Below are 22,856 nucleotides of genomic sequence, written 5' to 3' on the forward strand. Positions count from 1 at the left end.
TGCTTTCCCAGCATATCAGTATTTAGCCATAGTGTTAAATGCTTTACAAAAAAGCAACATAACGCCATAAAAACCTTTTTATACGGCCAATTATGGATGATTAATACACAGATTTGATCTGTTTTGTATTTATCTCGGCCAATTTTTCTGTATCATGCCTCGCTTTCGCCAGCCTGGGAGCGACCATGTCATTAACAATCAATAAGCGACGCTGTCTGACGCTGCTGCAAATCCTCTCGTTGATCCTGGCCGTCGGCGCGCTGTTCTACCTGATCAAGATCAGCCATAGCATGAATGCGCTGGCGCTGGATCGCTGTCTGCTCGGACAAGATGAGTTGGATCACGAAGGCTTTCTGTGGGGAATGAACTACTTCCTCGGCGCGCTCGGGTTGGGGATCTGCATACCGGCGATCGCCTTTTTTATCGGTTTTCGGCACGACTAAGCACAGCGACAATCAAAAAAAACGGCTCCCGCTGGGAGCCGTTTTTGCGTTATCTCACGCGATTATTTCTTCTTCGCCTTCGGATTCGGCAGGTCGGTGATACTACCTTCGTAGACTTCCGCCGCCAGGCCAACCGACTCATGCAGGGTCGGGTGAGCATGGATAGTCAGGGCGATGTCTTCCGCGTCGCAGCCCATCTCGATGGCCAGGCCGATCTCACCGAGCAGTTCACCGCCGTTGGTCCCGACGATCGCCCCACCGATGATGCGATGCGACTCCTTATCGAAGATCAACTTAGTCATGCCATCCGCGCAATCGGAGGCGATGGCGCGGCCGGAGGCCGCCCACGGGAAGGTCGAGGTCTCATAACTGATACCCTTCTCGCGCGCTTCTTTCTCCGTCATACCGACCCATGCAACTTCCGGCTCGGTATAGGCGATGGACGGGATCACTTTCGGATCGAAGTAGTGCTTCATTCCGGCGATCACCTCGGCGGCGACATGACCCTCATGCACCCCTTTGTGCGCCAACATCGGCTGGCCGACGATATCGCCGATGGCGAAGATATGCGGCACATTGGTGCGCAGCTGCTTATCGACATGGATAAAGCCACGCTCATCCACTTCGACGCCAGCCATACCCGCGTCGATCAATTTACCGTTCGGTACACGACCGATGGCGACCAACACCGCGTCATAGCGCTGAGCCTCAGCCGGTGCCTTCTTCCCTTCCATCGAGACGTAGATCCCATCTTCACGCGCCTCAACGGCGGTGACTTTGGTCTCCAGCATCAGATTAAACTTCTTGCCGATACGCTTGGTGAAAACCTTCACCACATCCTTATCCGCCGCCGGGATCACCTGATCGAACATTTCGACCACGTCGATCTCGGAACCCAGCGCGTGGTAAACCGTCCCCATCTCCAGGCCGATGATACCGCCACCCATCACCAACATACGCTTCGGTACGGACTTCAGCGCCAGTGCGTCGGTAGAGTCCCATACGCGCGGATCATCATGCGGGATGAAAGGCAGCTGGATCGGGCGCGAACCAGCGGCGATAATCGCGTTATCAAAACGGATCACCGTCTGGCCATCGGCGCCGTCCACGGTCAGCGTATTCGCCGAGGTGAACTTACCCAATCCATTGACGACACGGACTTTACGACCTTTCGCCATCCCGGCCAAACCACCGGTCAACTGACTGATGACTTTCTCTTTCCAGGTACGGATCTTATCGATGTCCGTCTTCGGCTCACCGAAGACGATACCATGCTCCGCCAGCGCCTTAGCCTCTTCGATCACTTTAGCCACGTGCAGCAGCGCCTTCGAAGGGATACAACCGACATTCAGACACACCCCGCCCAGGGTGGCATAGCGCTCAACGATAACCGTCTCTAACCCTAAATCCGCGCAGCGGAATGCCGCAGAATACCCTGCCGGGCCTGCGCCAAGTACCACGACCTGTGTTTTGATTTCAGTACTCATCATGACCTCTTTATTGTTTTTCCGGCGGTGTGGATGCACCGTGGCGGCATCCTGGCCTGCACGCCTACCGCCTTCCCCCACCCGTAATCATCACGGTGAGGGCGCGGCTTCCGCCGGGACACCTGTCGCGCATCACAGTTTACAGAGATGTTAATAATTCTGTAAAGAGATGTTCTGTCGTCAGGTGACGCGGGCTATCAAGCTGACGCGAGCCAGCCTCAATCCAGCCATCGATTCAAGAAAAAGGCCGGCCCATAGGCCGGCCTAGGGCTTACATCACCAGACGGCGAATGTCTGACATCACACTATTGATCAGACTGATGAAGCGAGCACCGTCGGCCCCATCGATCACCCGGTGATCATAGGACAACGCCAGCGGTAACATCAGGCGTGGCGTAAACTCTTTGCCATTCCAGACCGGTTTCATCGACGACTTGGAGACGCCGAGGATCGCCACTTCTGGAGCGTTGACGATCGGCGTAAACGCCGTCCCACCGATACCGCCCAGGCTAGAGATAGTGAAGCAGCCACCCTGCATGTCGCTGGCGGTCAATTTGCCTGCACGCGCCTTGGCGGAGAGCTCAGCCAGATCGCGAGACAGCTCGATGATGCCCTTCTTGTTGACATCACGCAGCACCGGAACCACCAAGCCATTCGGCGTATCTACCGCGACACCGATGTTGATATATTTCTTCAACGTCAGGCGCTGAGCATCTTCCGACAGCGAGCTGTTGAAACGAGGCATCGCTTCCAACGCCTTAGCGGCAGCCTTGATGATAAACACCAGCGGGGTGATCTTGACGCCCAGCTTACGCTTCTCAGCCTCGGCGTTCTGCTGTTTACGGAACGCCTCTACCTCGGTGATATCGGTCTCGTCGAACTGGGTCACATGCGGGATCATCACCCAGTTACGATGCAGGTTGGCGCCGGAGATCTTCTGAATACGGCCCAGCTCAACCTCTTCCACCTCGCCAAACTTGCTGAAGTCAACCTTCGGCCACGGCAACAGACCCGGCAACGCGCCACCCGCGGCGGCGGCTGGCGCGCTTTCGGCACGCTTAACCAGCTCTTTCACGTAGGCCTGCACGTCTTCACGCAGGATGCGGCCTTTACGTCCGCTGCCCTTCACCTTCGCCAGATCGAGGCCAAACTCACGCGCCAGGCGACGGATCACCGGAGTCGCATGCACATAGGCCGCATTCTCGCTAAACTCGCTCTTCACCGTATTGCTGCTCTGCGGAGCCGCTGCAGACGGGGTAGCCTGGGCTGGAGCGGCAGGGGCGGCGGCACTCGCCGCCGGGGCTGCGCTTGCCGCAGTCGGCGTGCTGCCAGCTACGCTGAAGGTCATGATCGGCGAGCCCGTTTTAACTTTATCGCCCACCTTGACGCTAATCGCGCTCACGATCCCCGCGAAGGGAGCCGGGACTTCCATCGAAGCCTTATCGCCTTCGACGGTGATCAGGGATTGCTCGGCGCTGATGCTGTCACCGATCTTCACCATGATCTCGGTCACTTCCACTTCATCGCCGCCAATGTCCGGCACGCTGACCGGCTGTTCGGCGCTGGCTGCGGGTGCACTAGAGGCCGCAGCAGCGACGGGCTCGGCGGCGGCCGGCGCACTACCGCCAATACTGAAGGTCATGATCGGCGAGCCGGTCTTCACCTTGTCGCCAGTGGCGATAGTGATTGACTGCACCACGCCGGCGAACGGGGCGGGGACTTCCATTGAAGCCTTATCGCCTTCGACGGTGATCAGCGACTGCTCCGCCTCGACGCTATCGCCGACCTTAACCAAAATCTCGGTGACCTCGACTTCATCGCCACCGATGTCCGGCACCTGTACTTCACGCAGCGCCGCGGCACTGGCCGCGACCGGTGCAACTGCCGGCACAGCCGAGGCAGCCGGCTGAGCCGGGGCCGCATCCGCCGCCTCGAACTCCATGATCAGGGAGCCGGTAGAGACTTTATCTCCAACCGCTACCTTCAGCGCGCTTACCACGCCCGCCTGAGGCGAGGGGACTTCCATCGAGGCCTTATCGCCCTCAACCGTGATCAACGACTGCTCCGCCTCGACGCGGTCACCGACTTTCACCAGAATCTCAGTGACTTCAACTTCATCCGCACCGATGTCCGGTACATTGATTGCAATTGCCATTATTCCGTACCTCTTATGCCAGACGCGGGTTTACTTTTTCCGGATCGATGTTGAACTTGCTGATGGCGTCCGCCACCACAGAAGCGGCGATCTCTCCGCGTTTCGCCAGTTCGCCCAGGGCCGCCACGACCACATAGGAGGCATCGACCTCGAAGTGGTGACGCAGATTCTCACGGCTGTCGGAGCGACCGAAACCATCGGTCCCCAGCACGCGATAGTCGCTGGCCGGTACATAGGTACGAACCTGCTCGGCAAACAGTTTCATATAGTCGGTCGATGCCACGGCCGGCGCATCGTTCATCACCTGAGCGATATACGGCACACGCGGGGTTTCCAGCGGATGCAGCATGTTCCAGCGCTCGCAATCCTGACCATCACGAGCCAGCTCGGTGAAGGAGGTGACGCTGTATACATCGCTGCCTACGCCATACTCGTCAGACAGGATGCGTGCCGCTTCACGGACATGACGCAGCATGGAGCCGGAGCCCAGCAGCTGAACCTTACCCTTGTCGCCCGCCAGCGTATCCAGACGGTAGATCCCGCGACGGATGCCCTCTTCGACGCCCTGCGGCATCGCCGGCATATGGTAGTTTTCGTTCAGGGTGGTGATGTAGTAGTAGACGTTCTCCTGCTTCTCACCGTACATGCGCTCCAGGCCATCGTGCATGATCACCGCCACTTCATAGGCGTAGGCCGGATCGTAGGAGATGCAGTTCGGGATCGTCAGCGACTGAATATGGCTATGACCATCTTCATGCTGCAAGCCTTCGCCGTTCAGGGTAGTACGCCCAGAGGTACCGCCGATCAGGAAACCGCGCGCCTGCTGATCGCCCGCCGCCCAGCACAGGTCGCCGATACGCTGGAAACCAAACATGGAGTAGTAGATATAGAACGGGATCATCGGCAGATCGTTGGTGCTGTAGGAGGTCGCCGCCGCCAGCCAAGAGGCACCGGCACCCAGCTCGTTGATCCCCTCTTGCAGGATCTGTCCCTTCTCATCTTCTTTGTAGTAAGCAACCTGCTCACGGTCCTGCGGGGTATACTGCTGACCATTCGGGCTATAGATACCAATCTGACGGAACAGACCTTCCATACCGAAGGTACGCGCCTCGTCGGCGATGATCGGTACCAGGCGATCCTTGATGGATTTGTTCTTCAGCATCACGTTCAGCGCACGGACGAAGGCGATGGTGGTCGAGATCTCTTTGTTCTGCTCTTCCAACAGCGGAGAGAAGTCCTCCAGCGTCGGCAACGCCAACTTCTCGCTGAAGTGCGTCAGACGGGTCGGCACATAGCCCTGCAACGCCGCACGGCGCTCATGCAGATAACGCGCTTCCTCGGAGTCGGCCTCGAAGGTCACGTAAGGCAGTTTCTCCAGATCGGCGTCGGCCACCGGTACATTGAAGCGATCGCGGAAGTGGCGTACCCCTTCCATGTTCATCTTCTTCACCTGATGCGCAATGTTCTTACCTTCGGCGGTATCGCCCATACCGTAACCCTTGATGGTATGCACCAGGATCACCGTCGGCTGGCCCTTAGTCTCTTCGGCCTTCTTGAAGGCGGCATAGACTTTCTTCGGATCGTGACCGCCACGGTTCAGCGCCCAGATCTCGTCGTCGGACATGTCCTTGACCAGTGCCGCCGTTTCCGGATAACGACCGAAGAAGTGTTCGCGCACATAGGCACCGTTCTTCGATTTAAAGGTCTGGTAATCGCCGTCCAGCGTCTCATTCATCAGCTGAATCAGCTTGCCACTGGTGTCTTTACGCAGCAGCGCATCCCAACGGGAACCCCAGATGACCTTGATGACGTTCCAGCCAGCACCGGCGAAGATCCCTTCCAACTCATTGATGATCTTACCGTTGCCCGTAACCGGGCCATCCAGACGTTGCAGGTTACAGTTGATAACGAAGCACAGGTTATCCAGCTTATCGCGGGTGGCGATGGTGATGGCACCCTTGGATTCCGGCTCATCCATCTCACCGTCGCCCAAGAAGGCATAGACGCGCTGTGCCGTGGTATCTTTCAGGCCACGGTGGTTCAGATACTTCAGGAATTTAGCCTGATAGATTGCCCCCAACGGCCCCAATCCCATGGAGACGGTCGGGAACTGCCAGAACTCCGGCATCAACTTCGGATGCGGGTAAGAGGACAAGCCCTTGCCGTGCACTTCCTGACGGAAGTTATTCAGCTGCTCTTCCGTCAGACGCCCTTCCAGGAAGGCGCGCGCATAGATCCCCGGGGAGATGTGGCCCTGGAAGTAGACCAAATCGCCGCCATCCTTCTGGTTACGCGCACGGAAGAAGTGGTTGAAGCACACCTCGTAGACGGTAGCAGAAGACTGATAGGAGGCCATGTGACCGCCCAGCTCCAGATCTTTCTTCGACGCATGCAGGACGATCATCACCGCGTTCCAACGCATCGCGATACGGATACGGCGCTCCAGCTCCAGGTTTCCCGGATAAGCCGGCTCATCTTCCGGGGCAATACTGTTCACATAATTGTGGGCCAGCGTGGCGGAAGGCAGGTTAACACCGCCTTGACGGGCGGAGTTCAATACCTGATCGATCAGATATTGCGCACGCTCTACGCCTTCTTCACGGATGACCGATTCTATCGCCTGCAGCCAATCGCGGGTTTCGATCGGATCCACGTCATTAAGTAAACGATCTGACATGGTGGTATTCCTTATCTGTCTAATGGGTTATCTGGAGCCTGTCTCCCTGCGCTTTCATGCAAAAGCGCACGAAGACAGGCCCAATCGGTTAGTTGCCTAGCATTAACATCGGTGTACACCCCTTACGGGTCATGCACGGACCAATTTTCAATCTTTACGCTGCTGGAGCAGTCGTAGCGAACGCTCGCGGCGGCTATGCTCGCGACTCATCTCCAGCAAAATATCTTCAATAAAGGCCAAGTGGCGGTGCGATGCCTCGCGCGCGCGCTCTGGCTCACGCGCCACGATAGCCGCAAAGATACTGGCGCGGTGGTCGCTCACCAGCGCTAACATTTCGCGCCGCGAGTAGAGCAACTCAAAGTTTTGTTTTACGTTCTGTTCCAACATCGGTGCCATGCAACGCAACAGATGGAGCAACACCACGTTATGTGCCGCCTCGGTTACCGCCACCTGATACTGCATCACGGCATCCGCCTCCCGATCCAAATCGCCCGCGGCCTGCGCGCTCTCGATCGCCAGATGGCACTCACGCAGGCGCGCGAAATCTTCGTCCGTCCCCCGCAACGCGGCGTAATAGGCGGCGATCCCCTCTAGGGCATGACGTGTTTCCAACAGATCGAATTGAGATTCGGGGTGGGCGGCGAGCAGCTCGGCCAGTGGGTCGCTAAAGCTCTGCCAGAGATTGGTCTGAACGAAGGTGCCTCCCCCCTGACGGCGCAGCAGTAATCCCTTGGCTTCGAGGCGTTGAATCGCCTCACGCAAAGAGGGACGGGAGACATCGAATTGCTTCGCTAACTCGCGCTCCGGCGGCAGCTTCTCGCCAGGACGCAGCGTTCCTTCCAGGATCAGATATTCCAACTGCTGTTCGATCACATCTGATAATTTAGGCTGGCGGATTTTGCTGTAGGCCATGTGGCAATGTCTTCTCTGAGCGTAAACGCGTTCTCATCGGAGAGCCGCAAAGTAAATTGGTATTACCAATTTCAAAAACATGACGACAAAGTAACAAAATCTTCACTACTTGTCCATACAGCTATTGATGCAAATCATAAAACGGGCATTTTTTAACAAAACAACACCAATGTTACAGCATCGAAATAACCAAGACATGGTATTACCATTTACGATGACAATATATAAATTAACGCAAACTCCCCTCCTATTTTCCAGGCTGAAGCGTGTAAGCCTAGCCTAATCGTGGCCTCTCCGCGGCTCGGCCACCATCGTCCTATCATGTCGGGAGATCTCCCGAAGATAGCCACCTTACCCAGGAAAACGCCTTCGTATCCCGCGACACAAGGCTGTGTACGTTGACGACTTGAACAAGAAATCAGATGAATTTTTTTTCGACTACCATTATTCTATTGTTATTGGTAGTCATCGTTAGCATTTAGATTAACAACCAATGTAAATATAAAATTACACGATTCGTAGCGATACTATGACACCCTGATACGCGCACTGGTTTGAACGTAGCGGGAGAGGACAAGGATATATGAGTGAGCAACGCGGCGAGCAGCTACAGCGCGGCCTGAAGAATCGCCACATCCAACTGATCGCCCTGGGCGGGGCCATCGGCACCGGATTATTTCTCGGCATTGCGCAGACGATTAAGATGGCGGGGCCGGCCGTACTACTGGGTTATGCCATCGGTGGTTTCATTGCCTTCTTAATCATGCGCCAGCTGGGTGAAATGGTCGTCGAGGAGCCGGTCGCCGGCTCATTCAGCCACTTCGCCTATAAATATTGGGGAGACTTCGCGGGCTTTGCCTCCGGCTGGAACTACTGGGTGCTGTATGTGCTGGTCGCCATGGCAGAGCTCACCGCCGTCGGTATCTATGTGCAATACTGGTTTCCCGAGATCCCGACCTGGGTCTCCGCCGCGGTCTTCTTCCTGCTGATCAACGCCATCAACCTGGCCAACGTCAAAATCTATGGCGAGCTGGAGTTCTGGTTCGCCATCATCAAGGTGGTCGCGATTATCGGGATGATTTTGTTCGGCGGGTGGCTGCTGTTCAGCGGCCAGGGTGGCCCCGAGGCCTCGGTCAGTAACCTGTGGGATCAGGGTGGTTTCTTCCCCAATGGTGTCATGGGGTTAGTCATGGCTATGGCGGTGATCATGTTCTCGTTCGGTGGATTGGAGCTGGTTGGCATCACCGCAGCAGAGGCTGATGATCCGCAGCGCAGCATTCCGAAGGCAACCAATCAGGTCATCTATCGTATCCTGATCTTCTACATCGGCTCACTGGCCATTCTGCTCTCCCTCTATCCGTGGGGTAAAGTCGTGGAAGGGGGTAGCCCATTCGTGATGATCTTCCACGCCCTGGACAGCAACCTGGTCGCGACCATCCTCAACATCGTGGCCCTGACCGCCGCCCTATCGGTCTACAACAGTTGTGTCTACTGCAATAGCCGCATGCTGTTCGGCCTGGCGCAACAAGGTAATGGTCCGAAAGCCCTGCTTAAGGTCGATGCCCGTGGCGTGCCCGTGGTGGCGATCGGTCTATCGGCAGCCGCGACGCTGCTGTGCGTCCTGATCAACTACCTCATGCCCGGCAAAGCCTTCGAGCTGCTGATGGCGCTGGTTGTCTCGGCGCTGGTGATCAACTGGGCGATGATCAGTGTGGCGCACCTGCGCTTCCGCGCCCAGAAAGATCGCGAGGGGGTGGTGACGCGCTTCCGTGCCTTCTGGTACCCGGCGGGTAACTATCTCTGTCTGATCTTTATGGCCGCGATTCTGGTCATCATGTTCTTCACCCCAGGGATCCAGATTTCGGTCTTACTGATCCCGCTGTGGTTGGTGGTCTTGGCCATCGGTTATGCCATCAAGAAACAACGCACCCGGCAACACGGTAGCCTCTCCAGTCACGGCTAAACGACACACTCGTCTCACCATAAAAAACCCCGGTCAATCGACCGGGGTTTTATTTGCCACGCAAACAGACGGCTGTTACAGCAGCGCACCATAGATGGTCAAGAGCGCCACCACGACGATCAATACCAACGTGATGCGCCGCGCTAATGTCACCGCCGCCAACGGCGTTTTCAATGCATCGAGATGGGGATCGCGCGCCAGCGAAAGCTGCGCCAGACTGCTCAGCACCTGGTAGGGACTGCTACGCCAGTCTCCCAGCGAGGCCAGCCAAGCCGGCAACGCCCGCTCGCCATGCCCCAACAGCGCATAGGCGATACCGGCCACACGCACCGGTAGCCAATCAACCCAATGCAGCAGACGATCGATGCCAGACTGGGCTCGCGCGAGTGGATCGATCTGACGGGTCAACCAACTCTGGTAAGCGCGCAGCAGCGCGTAGCCCCCCAGCGCCACCGGCCCGTAAGGGCCTGCCACCACAAAGTAGAACAACGGCGCCAGATAGAAACGGTAGTTGATCCACACCAATGCGTTCTGCAGTTCCCGTAGGCGCACCTCGGGGCGCATATCCTTAGACAGGCCAGGGATCAAGGCTAACTCGGCGGCCATCTGCGCCATGGCATCCTGTTCCCCGCGCCGTGCCGCCTTCATATAGGCACGATAATCTCGACGAATACCACCAGCGCCGAAGCAGAACAACCCGACGACAATCCACAACAGTAGTGTCGGCAAACCAAAGAACAGGCCCCGCAAACTCTGTAGCGCCAAGGCGAGCAACAGCATCCATAGCAGCAGCAGTAACAGGGTTTTCACCAACGAGACCCTTTTGCCCAGGGCAAAAATGGGGGCGAAACGCTGATCGATTTGCCAGTGATTACCTAACTTAAACAACCGCTCCCAACCCAGGACCAGTAGTAGCGAGAATAACGTCATCTCCGGTAGCTCTCTCTTCGTATTTTATGGATGGGAGGATGAGATTTCTTCCGCCTCGAGGGCGGCAAGCGCCTCGCGCAATTGGCGGTGGAATGTCTGCCAACAGAAGGCCTGGCCCGGATCGCTCTTGCGTCCCGGTGCGATATCACTGTGACCCGTCACGCGCGCCGGCGACATCGGGTAGTGATGCATGAGCGTCGCGCTCACCTCGGCCAATGCCCGATACTGTTGCGAGGTATACGGCAAGCTATCCGTCCCCTCCAGTTCGATGCCCACGGAAAAATCATTACACCGCTCACGCCCTTGGTAACGGGAGACCCCCGCATGCCATGCGCGCGCCTCGAACGGCACATATTGGACGATCTGACCATCGCGTCGAATCAGGCAATGCGCCGACACCCGCAAGCCCCGTAGTTCGGCGAAGCTGGGATGATCCTCCGTCGCCAAGGTTCCACTAAATAGGTGATCGATATAGGGCCCCCCAAACTCCCCCGCCGGAAGACTAATATTATGGATCACCAGCACCGAGGGTAACTCGCCCTGCGGGCGCGCATCGCAATGGGGCGACGGTACCCGCCTGACACCACATAGCCACCCATTCTCCAGTTGCATCGCCAAACTCACTTTTCCCAGAGGTAAATACGCTACAGGGTAGCATGATTCTTACGCTCCGCCGCCCCCTCCCCATCCATGGCCATCAAAATGGCCTCGCCACATCTGTGTACGCATACGCAGACGAGATGAACATGATGTCGCTCTGTGCCGCTTGCCTGCGGAGCGGGGCGTAAGCCCCCCTCGCTACACTCGCCGACAACGGCAAGCCAACGCACACTAACCCGCATCAATCCCTGGAGGCGACCATGTCATCACAGCACGGTTTTACCTTACTCGAACTGATGGTGGTCATCGCTATCATCGCCATTCTTGGTGCTATCGCCGTTCCCGCTTATCAACGCTACTTACAAAAAGCCGCCATGACCGACGTACTCCAAGCGGTGACGCCCTATAAGACCGAAGTGGAGCTCTGTGCGTTAGAGCAAGGCAGCCTTGCCGGATGCAGCGCGGCGCAACTGGGGCTGGCGACATTGCCGCCCTCCACCTATATCGCTAACCTCGATGTCGCTCAGGGTGTCATCAGCCTCAGTGGTCAACAAGCGCTGGCCGGATTACAGGTGACGCTGACCCCGGAACTGAATCGCGATGCGGGCACGCTACGCTGGCAGCAACACTGTCAAAGCGATGGCGCAGAGCCGACCTTACTAGCGTCTTGCCGCAGTATCCTGCGCGATGATGGTAACGACCAACCATGAGCGACTTAACACAGCTGTGTCAGCACTACCACTGCCGCCTGCTGCACCAGGACGCACACAGCATCATCATCGGTGGCAGCGGTGAGGCCCCGGAACCGCTCTGCGCCGCGATCCGCTTCGCCACCGGCATCGAGCCGCTCTGGCGTCCACTCAGCCCGCAGCAAGCGGATATCGCCCCGATGCTCGACGAGTCAGCTACCGTCCCACAACTGGAACAGCTATTAGCGCAGGCACTGACGCGACGCGCCTCAGATATTCATTTGGAGCCCCTCGCTCAACAAGGGCGTGTACGCCTACGTATCGATGGTGTGCTACACCCAGTCGCGCAGTATCCTATCAACCAGTTCACACGCCTCATCACCCGCTTGAAAGTCCTCGCCGGATTGGATATTGCTCAACGCCGCCTGCCGCAAGATGGCCAGCTACGTATCACGCTGGCAGAGCGTGACATCAGTTTCCGACTGTCCACCCTGCCGACCCTACATGGCGAGAAGGCCGTGCTGCGTCAAGTGGATGACACGCAAGCACCGCGCGCCTTGGCACAACTGGGACTCACCCTGGCTCAGCGGCGGCTACTGGAGCAGGCACTCACTCGTCCTCAAGGGCTGATCCTGGTTACCGGGCCGACGGGCAGCGGTAAGACGGCCACCCTATATGGAGGGCTACGTTGGTTAGACGCGCTGGCACTCAATATCTGTAGTGTGGAAGACCCCATCGAGACACCACTGAATAATATCAACCAGACAGCCATCGCTCCTGCCGCAGGCCTCCAGTTCGCCACCGTGCTACGCGCCCTATTGCGCCAAGATCCCGACGTGATCATGATCGGCGAGATCCGTGACGAGGCCACCGCGCACATCGCGATCGATGCGGCGCAGACCGGGCATCTGGTCCTCTCCACCCTGCATACCAACAGCGCGGCGGAGTCGGTAACCCGCCTACTTCAGCTCGGCATCGCCCCCTATTTACTGGGCGATAGCCTGTCACTGGTTATCGCCCAACGCCTGGTACGTCGTCTCTGCCGCCATTGCCGGCGCCAAACACCACAATCGGCTCAGTTACGCTGGCAACCGGGCACATGTCCGCGTTGTCATGGTGGTTACCGGGGGCGACGGGCCCTATTCGAACTGCTGCCTGTGACGCCGGCATTACGTCATGCCATCCGCAATGGCGCCAGTAGCACACGTCTCCAACAGTTGGCCGAAGAGCATGGAATGCAGCCCCTGCGCGCCACGGCGCAACGCTTAGCGGAACAGGGCGTCACCGCCTGGGGGGAAGTCATTCGGGTACTCGGTCCATCCGGTTCATTGGCATGACTCCCCGCCTATTTCACTATCGTCTCGTGACCCATGACGGGACACTCCGGCAAGGGACGGTACTCGGCCTCAACCGGCACCAATTACGCCAGCGTTTCCAACAGCACGGCACCCTGCCACTCTCCATTACGCCCGCTTGGCGTCCATTGCGCTACCACTGGCAAGCCGGTGTCTGTTGTGACTTCATCGCTCAGCTCGCCGAGCTTCTGGATGCGGGACTGGCGCTAGCACCGGTACTCGCGCTCATGGCGGGCGGCCATCCGTATCCAGAATGGCAGGCACTGATTCGCCAACTACATCAGGCTATTACTACGGGCTTATCCTTCTCCCAAGCGCTACACGAACACGGCACCATCTTTCCCCCTCTGTATGCACGCACGCTCGTCGCCGCCGAGCAGAGCGGAGAGTTGGCGGCCGTCTGTCGCCAGTTAGCTCGGCAACAACGCGATGCCCTCGATCTCCGCCAGCGCCTGTTACGCGCCCTGCGCTACCCCCTCTTCCTGTTGACGGTCGCCCTGTCGATCACCCTCGCGATGCTCTTCACACTCTTGCCACAGTTCGCCCTCCTCTATGCCTCGCTGGATGCCCCCTTACCCTGGCTAACTCAGCGGCTGTTAGCGCTAGCGGCAGGGCTAAGATCAATCTGGCCGGCGTTGCTGGGGGGCGCCGGTGTGCTCGCGATCCTGTGCGTGGGGCTAGCACGTCACTACGCCTCAACGCTACGACATCAGCTGCAACGCCTAGCCCTCCGCCTCCCCGGCTATGGCCCTCTGCTACGCGACACGACTCTGGCCCAACTCTTCCACATCCTGGCCTTGTTGTTGCAAGCTGGCATCGCCCTACCACAGGCATTGACGGCCTGTCGCCACGCCCAGCGGCTGGAGGCTTATCGCCGCGCCCTGTATCAGGCGGGACGGCGTCTACGTCAAGGTGAGCTACTCTCCGCCGCCTTGACGGAGGGGCGCCTTTTCCCCGCGCAGTGTCGGCAATTAATTCGCCAGGGCGAGGCCTCGGGGCGCCTCGCCCTGTTGTGTACCCATCTGGGGGAATATTATCGACAACACGCGCAACGGCGTGGCGAGACACTGACCACCCTTGTCGAACCGGTGATGCTGCTACTCAGTGCGGCGCTGGTCGCCTTATTGGTACTGGCACTGTATCTGCCGATCCTAAACTTAGGTGATGTGATGCAATGACGCCGGCAATCGCTGGCGTCATGATGGATGTGATTGCGGGAAATAAGGGGGATCACTCCGCCTGACCGAATACTCGATTCTCCTGCTCGGCGACGCGGATAAACGTGGTACGTTTGGTTAACTCTTTCAAACGCGAGGCCCCGACATAGGTACAGGCCGAGCGCAACCCACCCAGGATGTCGCGCACGGTATTTTCCACCGGGCCGCGCAATGGCAGGCTGACGGTCTTACCTTCGGCCGCACGATAGTCAGCCACCCCGCCGACATGGCGGTTCATCGCCGAGGCGGAGCTCATGCCGTAGAACAACATCATCTTGCGCCCCTGCTCTTCGACAATGCGCCCTTCGCATTCGTCATGGGCCGCCAGCATACCGCCTAACATAACGAAATCGGCACCACCGCCAAATGCCTTGGCGACATCGCCCGGCACCGAACAGCCGCCGTCGGAGACGATCTGTCCCCCCAGACCATGCGCCGCATCGGCACACTCGATCACGGCGGACAACTGTGGATAACCGACACCGGTTTTCACTCGCGTGGTACATACCGAGCCGGGCCCGATCCCCACCTTGACGATATCGGCGCCGGAGAGGATCAACTCCTCGACCATCTCACCAGTGACTACGTTGCCGGCGCAGATCACCTTATCGGGGAACGCCTCACGCGCCTTACGCAAAAAATCGACGAAGTGCTCGGAGTAGCCGTTGGCCACATCGATACAGATGAATTTCAAGGTCGGAGAGAGCGCCAGGATCTGACCTAGCTTAAGGAAGTCCGCCTCAGAAGTCCCGGTCGACACCATGACATGACGCAGCGTCTCTTCGCCGACGCTAGCGACAAATGCCTGCCACTGCTCGACGCTATAGTGCTTGTGAACTGCGGTGAGAACATCGAAGGTCGCCAACACCTGCGCCATACGGAAGGTGCCGACGGTATCCATGTTGGCGGCGATCAACGGCACACCAGACCACTGCCAACCACTGTGCTTAAAGCGATACTCGCGAGCCAACTCGACATCCGAACGGCTCTTTAAGGTGGAGCGCTTCGGACGGATCAGGACATCTTTAAAACCCAGCTTCAGATCTTCTTCAATACGCATGAGGGACTTCCCTGGTTAATGGCGACAAGTTTAAGCCGCCTCCCACTCAAGGGCGGGAGACGTCCTAGGGAAAATGTGATCATACAAACGATTGCTTCGCCGTATGACGCCAGTTCCAGTGACGCTATCATACGCAGGAATAACCTGGCGACAAGTCTGCTTTTTCAACAAAATTTCAGGTAAACTCGTCTAAATTTATCCGCGACGGGGCCACCGTACGCGTATCTGCGGCTTGCACTTGCCGTCTAGACCATTATGATCCGCAGGTCAGCCAATTTTTTTGCGATGCCTTCGTGCCATCGCCTACTCTCGCAGGATCTCCTCATGGCGTATACAGTTGCTCTCACCGGCGGTATCGGTAGTGGCAAATCGACCGTCGCCGACGCGTTTGCCCGTCTCGGCGTGCCGTTGGTCGATGCCGATGTCATCGCTCGCCAACTGGTGGCGCCGGGTAGTCCAGTACTGGCGCAAATCGTCGCCCATTTCGGAGCGGCGCTCTTACAAGCCGATGGTCAATTGGATCGCGCGGCACTGCGGCAAATCATCTTTACCCATCCTTCCGAGAAGGCCTGGCTTGATGCGCTGTTACATCCGCAGATCCAGGCGGAGACACGGCATCAACTGGCACACATCAGCGCACCTTATGCCCTATGGGTGGTGCCCCTGCTCGTCGAAAATCGGCTCACAACGCAGGCCGATCGCATCCTGGTGGTCGATCTCCCTATCGAGCAGCAACTGGCTCGTACCCAGGCCCGCGACGGCGTCAGCCGTGAGCAGGCCCAGCGCATTTTGGCCGCCCAGGCAACACGCCAACAGCGGCTCGCCTGGGCCGATGATATTATTGATAACAGCGGGTCGGCCGAGGCGCTTATCCCGCAGGTCGCCGCGTTACATCGCCACTATCTAGCGCTGGCACAGGCGGCCTCATCCCCAACAGGATCCCCAGCATGAGTGACGTCACTCCGACTATACTGTTCGAACACCCGCTCAACGAGAAGATGCGTACCTGGCTACGCCTGGAATTTCTGTTGCAGCAGCTGTTACCCAATCGTCCGCAAGGTGATGCCTGTGCGGCACTCACCTTCTTCCGTATTCTGTCCGATCTGCTCGATGTGCTTGAGCGTGGCGAGGTACGCACCGATCTGCTCAAGGAGATGGAGCGTCAGCAACGTAAATTGATGCAGTGGTTTAATGCGCCCGGCGTCGATCAGGCGATGATCCACACGCTGAGTCAACGTCTGAAGCAACAGGCGGCGACCTTAATGGCGGCACCGCGTATCGGCCAGTTGCTGCGTGAAGATCGGTTGATCGCCTTGGTGCGCCAGCGCCTCGGCATTCCCGGTGGCTGTTGTAGCTTCGATCTACCGACGCTCTACTTATGGCTAAAGCAAAGCGCCGCGACGCGCGACGCACAGATCGATCAATGGCTGGCTTCGCTGGCCCCCTTGAACGATAGCCTCACGCTGGTGCTGGATCTGCTGCGTAAGGCCGTGGCGTTCAAGCCCATGACCAGCCTACACGGCTTCTACCAAGACAACGCCGAGGGCGCCGATCTGCTGCGCATCCAGTTGGCGCTGGATCTCCAGGTCTATCCCCAGGTATCCGGCCACAAGACTCGCTTCGCCATCCGTTTTCTTCCCCTAGACAGCGAGCAAGGTGTGGTGCCCGATCGCCTATCATTTAATCTGGCCTGCTGCTAAGCGGCGGGCCTCACGGAGTCATCAATGGAAAATGAGATCATCACCGTCGCCTGCCCGACGTGCGGCAAGCCGGTTATCTGGGGTGAGCAAAGCCCCTTCCGCCCGTTCTGTAGCAAACGTTGCCAACTGATCGATCTGGGCGAATGGGCCAATGAGGAGAAACGCATCGCTAGCGAGGCGGAGCACTCCGACAGCGAGGGATGGAGCGAGGGGGCGGAGCGTTAAGCGCTCCCCCTCCAGCGCCGCAACAGCGGCGCTGTCTTCGGCTTCGCTTAATCTTGAGCCCGTAGCCACTCCACGATCACGCGGTTGGGCGCGGGAAAATCCTCGACACGCAACGCCCGCTGGGCGAGCCAACGCGTCTCCTGCCCTTCACGCCCGCACGGCTCCCCCTGCCAGGCGCTGACCAAGAAGAAATGCAGCATCACTCGCCGATCGCTAAAGGCATGCTCGACACACTGTAACAGGCGTATGCCGTCGGCTTGCGGTACGATGCCCACCTCCTCAAACAATTCACGCGCCAGGCCCTGTTGCGCGCTCTCTCCGGCCTCGATCTTACCGCCGGGAAACTCCCACACCCCGGCGAGGTGGCTACCTGCCTGACGACGGGCAACAAAGATCTCATGCTGCGCATTGCGGATGATCCCGACGGCGATCTGCAATGTCTGATTCATTGGCTTCACCCCTACGCTCCTCTCTTCATGATCGCGAGATAAAAAAACAGGGAGGCGCGAAGCGCTTCCCTGTCGATGGTCATAGTGACACCCTCACGCCATTAGGCGGTGAGACGGCCATGACACTGCTTATACTTCTTACCGGAACCACACGGGCACGGATCGTTACGCCCGATCTTGCGCTCGCCAGTCTGCGCGGCCATCTCCTGAGCGGCGGCGCTCTGATCGTCCAGATGGCTCAGTTGCTGCTGGCGGGCCAGACGCTCGGCCTCTTCACGACGTTGACGCTCCAGCGCCTCAACCTCCTCCGGCATCCGCACCTGCACCTTGCTCAGCACGCTGATCACCTCATACTTAAGGGATTCCAACATGGCCGAGAACATGGCGAAAGATTCGCGCTTATACTCCTGCTTGGGATCTTTCTGCGCATAGCCACGCAGGTGGATCCCCTGACGCAGGTAGTCCATCGCCGCCAGATGCTCTTTCCACAACGAATCCAGAGTCTGCAACATGATCCCCTTCTCGAAGTTACGCATCATCTCGCTGCCGACCACTTCCTCTTTGTTCTGGTAGCGCTCGATGGCCATATTCAGGATACGCTCACGCAGCGTCTCTTCGTGCAGTTCCGGCTCCTTATCCAGCCATTCGGCAATCGGTAGCTCCAGATCGAAGTCATTACGCAGGCGCTCTTCCAGCCCCGGCACATCCCACATCTCCTCCAGCGACTGTGGCGGAATGTAGTTGTCGATCACCAGTTTGAAGACATCTTCCCGGATGCTGTTGATGGTATCGACCACATCGCCACCATCCAGCAACTCATTACGCTGGGTATAGATGGCGCGGCGCTGATCGCTGGCCACGTCGTCATACTCAAGCAGCTGCTTACGAATATCGAAGTTACGGCTTTCCACCTTGCGTTGCGCATTGGCGATGGCCTTAGTCACCCACGGGTGCTCGATGGCTTCGCCCGGCTTCATCCCCAACTTACGCATCATGTTGGCTACACGATCGGAGGCGAAGATACGCATCAGGGAGTCTTCCAACGACAGGTAGAAACGGGAGGAACCCGCATCCCCCTGACGACCGGAACGGCCACGCAGCTGGTTATCGATACGACGCGATTCATGACGCTCGGTACCGATGATGTGCAGACCGCCCGCGGCCAACACCGCATCGTGCCGCTCCTGCCATGCCGCCTTGATGGCATCGATCTGCTCCTGCGTCGGCGCCTCCAGTTCGGCCACCTCGGCTTGCCAGCTCCCCCCCAGCATGATGTCGGTACCACGACCGGCCATGTTGGTGGCGATGGTTACCGCCCCCGGCTGACCCGCCTGAGCCACAATATCCGCCTCTTTGGCGTGGAACTTAGCGTTCAATACGTTGTGAGCAATGCCCGCCTTTTTCAGCTCATGGGAAACGGTCTCTGACTTCTCGATCGAGACGGTCCCCACCAGGATCGGTTGCCCATTGGCGGTACGCTCACGGATATCTTCGATGATCGCCGCGATCTTATCCTGCTCGGTCATGTAGACCAGATCCGGCAGATCCTTACGAATCATCGGACGGTTGGTCGGCACGACGATGGTGTCCAACTTGTAGATCGAGCTAAATTCAAAGGCTTCGGTATCCGCGGTACCGGTCATCCCTGCCAGCTTCTCGTACAGACGGAAGTAGTTCTGGAAGGTGATGGAGGCCAGTGTCTGGTTCTCGTTCTGGATCTGCACACCCTCTTTGGCCTCCACGGCCTGGTGCAGGCCATCGGACCAGCGACGCCCCTGCATGGTACGCCCAGTGTGCTCATCGACGATGATCACCTCACCCTCTTTGACGATGTAGTCGACGTCGCGGGTAAACAGCGCGTGGGCGCGCAATGCCGCCGTAACGTGATGCATCAACATGATGTTAGCCGGCGAATACAGTGACTCGCCCTCATCCATGATGCCCGCGCCGACCAATAGCTCTTCGATCAGCACCAGACCACGCTCCGTCAGGTTCACCTGACGGGTCTTCTCATCGACAGAGTAGTGACCGTCGCCCTGGAAGGTGTCGGAGTCCTCCTTCTCTTGGCGTTTCAAGTGCGGGATCAGCTTGTCGACCTTGATATACAACTCGGAGCTGTCCTCGGCGGGGCCGGAGATGATCAGCGGGGTACGCGCCTCGTCGATCAGGATGGAGTCCACCTCATCCACCAGCGCATAATGCAGCTTACGCTGAACGCGCTCTTCCGGGCTGAACGCCATATTGTCACGCAGATAGTCAAAGCCGTATTCGTTATTGGTACCGTAGGTAATGTCGGCGGCATAGGCGGCGCGTTTGGCCGGCGCAGCCATCCCCGGCAGGTTGATACCGACGCTCAGACCGAGAAACTCGAACAGGGGGCGGTTGTTTTCGGCGTCACGCTGCGCCAGGTAATCGTTGACCGTCACGACATGAACCCCTTTGCCGGTTAAGGCGTTGAGGTAGGCTGGCAGGGTCGCGGTCAGGGTCTTACCTTCACCGGTACGCATCTCGGCGATGCAACGCTCGTTCAACACCATGCCGCCCAGCAGCTGCACGTCAAAGTGACGCATACCAAACACGCGCTTACTGGCCTCACGGACGGTCGCGAACGCTTCCGGTAACAGGCTTTCTAGCGAGGCGCCTTGTGCCAGACGCTCACGAAACTCGACGGTCTTGCCCTTGAGCTGCTCGTCACTGAGCTGCTCCATCTCCGGCTCCATGCGGTTGATCTGCTCAACCACTTTACGCATGCGGCGTAGGGTTCGATCGTTACGGCTGCCAAAAACCTTGGTCAATAATTTAATTAACATAATTATGTAATCTCTCATGGGCAGCATCGGCCGCCCGGGTCAAAATAGGACAAAAAAGAAACGCAAGAAATTAAATTAGACGGCGATGCCGGGTCCCGCCCGGATCCCTTGGATACGGGCCAACCAGAGCGCGGGAAGCGGCATCGTAGGCTGTGACGCCTCGCGTGGTAACGGCTGAGGATGAGGCTGTGCATAACGCGGGGGTTGACGGGTCAGTAGCGAGCTGAGCGAAGAGAGCAAGACCAGATGCTGGCACTGCTGCTCGGGTGATAGGCTACGGAGTGCCACGCTGGGCGTGCTCAGTTGGCGAATCGCGATACGCAGGGCATATTGATGCCAGTAATCGACGCTATGACCTCGCCGCTTGCCGGAGAGCAGTTGCAGCGTCGCATGGCTATGGTGCGCGGCGATCAGGCGTTGGAGCGTAATGGTCTGCGCGGAAGGGCGCGGTTGTTCGGCATTGGCCAACGACGGCACGCCAAGCGTCGCCGCCACCATCCCCCACAGGAGATGCGGCCAAAAATAACGTCTGCCAAACTGTCGCCAACGCTTTAGAATAGCAATCACATGCCGTACCGAATCAATAGCCCTATATAGCCGCGGAGCCGTATTTATGCGTGATAGTCGCCCACAATCCCTGGATACCCTGCTGGATGACAATGCCGCCGCTGACGGCATCCTCAAAAACGTTCAGCAACGCGCAGTGGCATTACTCCGACTCGATCGGGCAGTACAAGCCCTACTGCCGACGCCGCTCCAACCGTTCTGTCGCGTCGCCAACTTTCGCCAGGGCGTTCTGGTGCTGGAAGTGGCTAATGCCAGTTGGCTAATGCGCCTGCGCTATGAGCAGAGCCGCCTACTTTCCGCACTCAGAGGAGAGATTTTACCATCATTGTCATCGATCGACACCAGGATTAATCCAGACCTGATGCGTCAATGTGGGAAAAATGCGCAGTTGAACACAGCCTCACAACTGGCACAGGAGGCCAAGGCACGAGAAGTGACGGTCACCCGTTCATTGAGCGCCGAGAGCGCGCAGCAGCTACGTTGGTTGGCGAGCCAAAGCCCGGAGGGATTACGCAAGAAGTTGGAACGACTGGCTGCATTGGCCGGAGAGAGTACCGACACAACCAGTCGCGATAAGAACCGCCGCTCCTGAGGGAAACCCGTCAGGCCAACACGGTTGACGGCGCGCGGAATGCCAGCGGCATCTCCTCGCCATCTTCGAACGTCACCAGCTCCCAAGCCTCTTGCTTAGCCAGGACGGCTTGCAGCAAGCGGTTATTCAGGGCATGACCAGACTTGAACGCGGTAAAGGCACCGATGATGTTATGTCCGCACATGAACAGATCACCGATAGCGTCCAGCATTTTGTGGCGAACGAACTCGTCCTCAAAACGCAGACCATCTTCATTCAAGACGCGATAGTCATCGACCACGATGGCACAATCGAAGCTGCCGCCCAGGCACAAACCACGTGACTGCAGATATTCGATATCACGCATGAAACCAAAAGTACGCGCACGGCTGATCTGACGCACGAATGAATCGGCGGAGAAGTCCAGACTGTAGCGCTGCGTGCTGGCATCAATGGCCGGATGGTTGAAGTCGATAGTGAAATCCAAGCTAAAACCGTTGTACGGTGCCAGCTCAGCCCACTTATCGCCATCCTCGATCCGCACCGCCTGCTTGATACGCAAGAATTTCTTGGCGCAGTTCAGCTCGTCGATCCCGGCATCCAGCAACAGGAAGACGAAAGGCGCGGCGCTGCCGTCCATGATCGGGATTTCTGCCGCATCGACCTCGATAACCAAGTTATCGATCCCCAACCCAGCCAGGGCTGCGTTCAGGTGCTCCACGGTGGAAATACGCACATCATGCTCGTTAACCAGGCAAGTACAGAGCATGGTGTCACGTACCGATTTGGCATCGGCCGGGAAATCAACCGGAGGATTCAAGTCAGTGCGACGATAGATGATCCCGGTATTTGCTGCCGCCGGGCGCATGGTCAGCGTGACTTTCTTGCCGGTGTGTAACCCGACCCCGGTCGCCTGAACGATACGTTTTATGGTCCGTTGTTTGATCATCGTGTTATCTCGCAGTGTTTATCCGTCCAACCACCTCTAAATGATAATGACTATACATTAAAGGTGGCGAGACAGTTTAGCACAAAGAGCGGAGTTC

General features: G+C 58.0%; 20 protein-coding genes. 9 read left to right on the forward strand and 11 right to left on the reverse strand.

Annotation, left to right across the window (positions count from 1 at the left end; genetic code table 11):
- The first annotated feature begins 185 nt into the window (after positions 1-185).
- The gene (locus DCL27_RS13265) at positions 186-443 is read left to right on the forward strand and encodes a hypothetical protein (RefSeq protein WP_005282737.1); all 258 of its coding nucleotides are present in this window, start codon (positions 186-188) and stop codon (positions 441-443) included.
- 62 nt (positions 444-505) lie between these two features.
- On the opposite strand, the gene lpdA is transcribed toward DCL27_RS13265, so the two are convergent.
- From lpdA to pdhR, 4 genes are all read right to left on the reverse strand, one after another.
- Positions 506-1,930 (reverse strand): dihydrolipoyl dehydrogenase, encoded by a 1,425-nt coding sequence (gene lpdA, locus DCL27_RS13270; RefSeq protein WP_005294878.1) that lies wholly within the window; start codon positions 1,928-1,930, stop codon positions 506-508.
- A gap of 271 nt (positions 1,931-2,201) precedes the next feature.
- A complete protein-coding gene (gene aceF / locus DCL27_RS13275; protein ID WP_109691487.1) occupies positions 2,202-4,085 on the reverse strand; it encodes a pyruvate dehydrogenase complex dihydrolipoyllysine-residue acetyltransferase in 1,884 nt (627 codons plus the stop codon).
- A gap of 13 nt (positions 4,086-4,098) precedes the next feature.
- Complete coding sequence (gene aceE, locus DCL27_RS13280) at positions 4,099-6,762, reverse strand: pyruvate dehydrogenase (acetyl-transferring), homodimeric type (protein ID WP_005282731.1); 2,664 nt, start codon at positions 6,760-6,762, stop codon at positions 4,099-4,101.
- 147 nt (positions 6,763-6,909) lie between these two features.
- The gene (gene pdhR, locus DCL27_RS13285) at positions 6,910-7,674 is read right to left on the reverse strand and encodes a pyruvate dehydrogenase complex transcriptional repressor PdhR (protein ID WP_005282728.1); all 765 of its coding nucleotides are present in this window, start codon (positions 7,672-7,674) and stop codon (positions 6,910-6,912) included.
- Between the two features lie 583 nt (positions 7,675-8,257).
- Between pdhR and DCL27_RS13290 the strand changes: the two genes are divergently transcribed.
- Positions 8,258-9,637, forward strand: coding sequence for an amino acid permease (locus tag DCL27_RS13290; protein WP_228594437.1), 1,380 nt, complete (start codon positions 8,258-8,260; stop codon positions 9,635-9,637).
- A gap of 75 nt (positions 9,638-9,712) precedes the next feature.
- On the opposite strand, the gene ampE is transcribed toward DCL27_RS13290, so the two are convergent.
- Positions 9,713-10,567, reverse strand: coding sequence for a beta-lactamase regulator AmpE (gene ampE / locus DCL27_RS13295; protein ID WP_005282710.1), 855 nt, complete (start codon positions 10,565-10,567; stop codon positions 9,713-9,715).
- Between the two features lie 24 nt (positions 10,568-10,591).
- Entirely contained in the window at positions 10,592-11,179 is a 588-nt protein-coding gene (ampD, locus tag DCL27_RS13300; RefSeq protein ID WP_035598319.1) for a 1,6-anhydro-N-acetylmuramyl-L-alanine amidase AmpD, read from the reverse strand.
- 248 nt (positions 11,180-11,427) lie between these two features.
- On the opposite strand from ampD, the gene ppdD reads away from it, so the two are divergent.
- From ppdD to DCL27_RS13315, 3 genes are read left to right on the forward strand one after another with little or no spacing between them, the layout of a single operon-like run.
- Positions 11,428-11,877 (forward strand): prepilin peptidase-dependent pilin, encoded by a 450-nt coding sequence (gene ppdD, locus DCL27_RS13305; protein WP_035598316.1) that lies wholly within the window; start codon positions 11,428-11,430, stop codon positions 11,875-11,877.
- Complete coding sequence (locus DCL27_RS13310) at positions 11,874-13,193, forward strand: GspE/PulE family protein (RefSeq protein WP_035598313.1); 1,320 nt, start codon at positions 11,874-11,876, stop codon at positions 13,191-13,193. The genes ppdD and DCL27_RS13310 overlap by 4 nt, the downstream gene beginning before the upstream one ends.
- Positions 13,190-14,389 carry a type II secretion system F family protein gene (locus DCL27_RS13315; RefSeq protein WP_035598310.1) on the forward strand — a complete coding sequence of 400 codons (1,200 nt, stop codon included), beginning with the start codon at positions 13,190-13,192 and terminating at the stop codon, positions 14,387-14,389. The genes DCL27_RS13310 and DCL27_RS13315 overlap by 4 nt, the downstream gene beginning before the upstream one ends.
- A 52-nt stretch (positions 14,390-14,441) precedes the next feature.
- On the opposite strand, the gene DCL27_RS13320 is transcribed toward DCL27_RS13315, so the two are convergent.
- On the reverse strand, positions 14,442-15,488 hold the full coding sequence (locus DCL27_RS13320; protein WP_005282692.1) for a GMP reductase: 1,047 nt from the start codon (positions 15,486-15,488) through the stop codon (positions 14,442-14,444).
- Positions 15,489-15,812: 324 nt separating this feature from the next.
- Between DCL27_RS13320 and coaE the strand changes: the two genes are divergently transcribed.
- The 3 genes from coaE to yacG are packed head-to-tail and all read left to right on the forward strand — an operon-like array spanning position 15,813 to position 17,413.
- A complete protein-coding gene (coaE, locus tag DCL27_RS13325) occupies positions 15,813-16,439 on the forward strand; it encodes a dephospho-CoA kinase (protein WP_035598307.1) in 627 nt (208 codons plus the stop codon).
- Complete coding sequence (zapD, locus tag DCL27_RS13330) at positions 16,436-17,188, forward strand: cell division protein ZapD (protein WP_005282682.1); 753 nt, start codon at positions 16,436-16,438, stop codon at positions 17,186-17,188. The genes coaE and zapD overlap by 4 nt, the downstream gene beginning before the upstream one ends.
- 24 nt (positions 17,189-17,212) lie before the next feature.
- Positions 17,213-17,413, forward strand: a complete 201-nt coding sequence (gene yacG, locus DCL27_RS13335) for a DNA gyrase inhibitor YacG (protein WP_035598304.1) — start codon at positions 17,213-17,215, stop codon at positions 17,411-17,413.
- 47 nt (positions 17,414-17,460) lie between these two features.
- On the opposite strand, the gene mutT is transcribed toward yacG, so the two are convergent.
- The 3 genes from mutT to secM all read right to left on the reverse strand — a co-directional run bounded on the left by mutT (position 17,461) and on the right by secM (position 21,239).
- The gene (mutT, locus tag DCL27_RS13340; RefSeq protein ID WP_035598302.1) at positions 17,461-17,862 is read right to left on the reverse strand and encodes an 8-oxo-dGTP diphosphatase MutT; all 402 of its coding nucleotides are present in this window, start codon (positions 17,860-17,862) and stop codon (positions 17,461-17,463) included.
- A gap of 101 nt (positions 17,863-17,963) precedes the next feature.
- Positions 17,964-20,672, reverse strand: coding sequence for a preprotein translocase subunit SecA (gene secA, locus DCL27_RS13345; RefSeq protein ID WP_005294865.1), 2,709 nt, complete (start codon positions 20,670-20,672; stop codon positions 17,964-17,966).
- A gap of 75 nt (positions 20,673-20,747) precedes the next feature.
- Positions 20,748-21,239 carry a secA translation cis-regulator SecM gene (secM, locus tag DCL27_RS13350; protein ID WP_005294861.1) on the reverse strand — a complete coding sequence of 164 codons (492 nt, stop codon included), beginning with the start codon at positions 21,237-21,239 and terminating at the stop codon, positions 20,748-20,750.
- Between the two features lie 46 nt (positions 21,240-21,285).
- Between secM and DCL27_RS13355 the strand changes: the two genes are divergently transcribed.
- The gene (locus DCL27_RS13355; RefSeq protein ID WP_005282671.1) at positions 21,286-21,831 is read left to right on the forward strand and encodes a DUF721 domain-containing protein; all 546 of its coding nucleotides are present in this window, start codon (positions 21,286-21,288) and stop codon (positions 21,829-21,831) included.
- A 10-nt stretch (positions 21,832-21,841) separates the two neighbouring features.
- On the opposite strand, the gene lpxC is transcribed toward DCL27_RS13355, so the two are convergent.
- Positions 21,842-22,759, reverse strand: a complete 918-nt coding sequence (lpxC, locus tag DCL27_RS13360) for a UDP-3-O-acyl-N-acetylglucosamine deacetylase (RefSeq protein WP_005282658.1) — start codon at positions 22,757-22,759, stop codon at positions 21,842-21,844.
- Between the last annotated feature and the right edge of the window lie 97 nt (positions 22,760-22,856).

This window comes from Edwardsiella tarda ATCC 15947 = NBRC 105688 (genome assembly GCF_003113495.2).
GTDB classification, from domain to species: domain Bacteria; phylum Pseudomonadota; class Gammaproteobacteria; order Enterobacterales; family Enterobacteriaceae; genus Edwardsiella; species Edwardsiella tarda.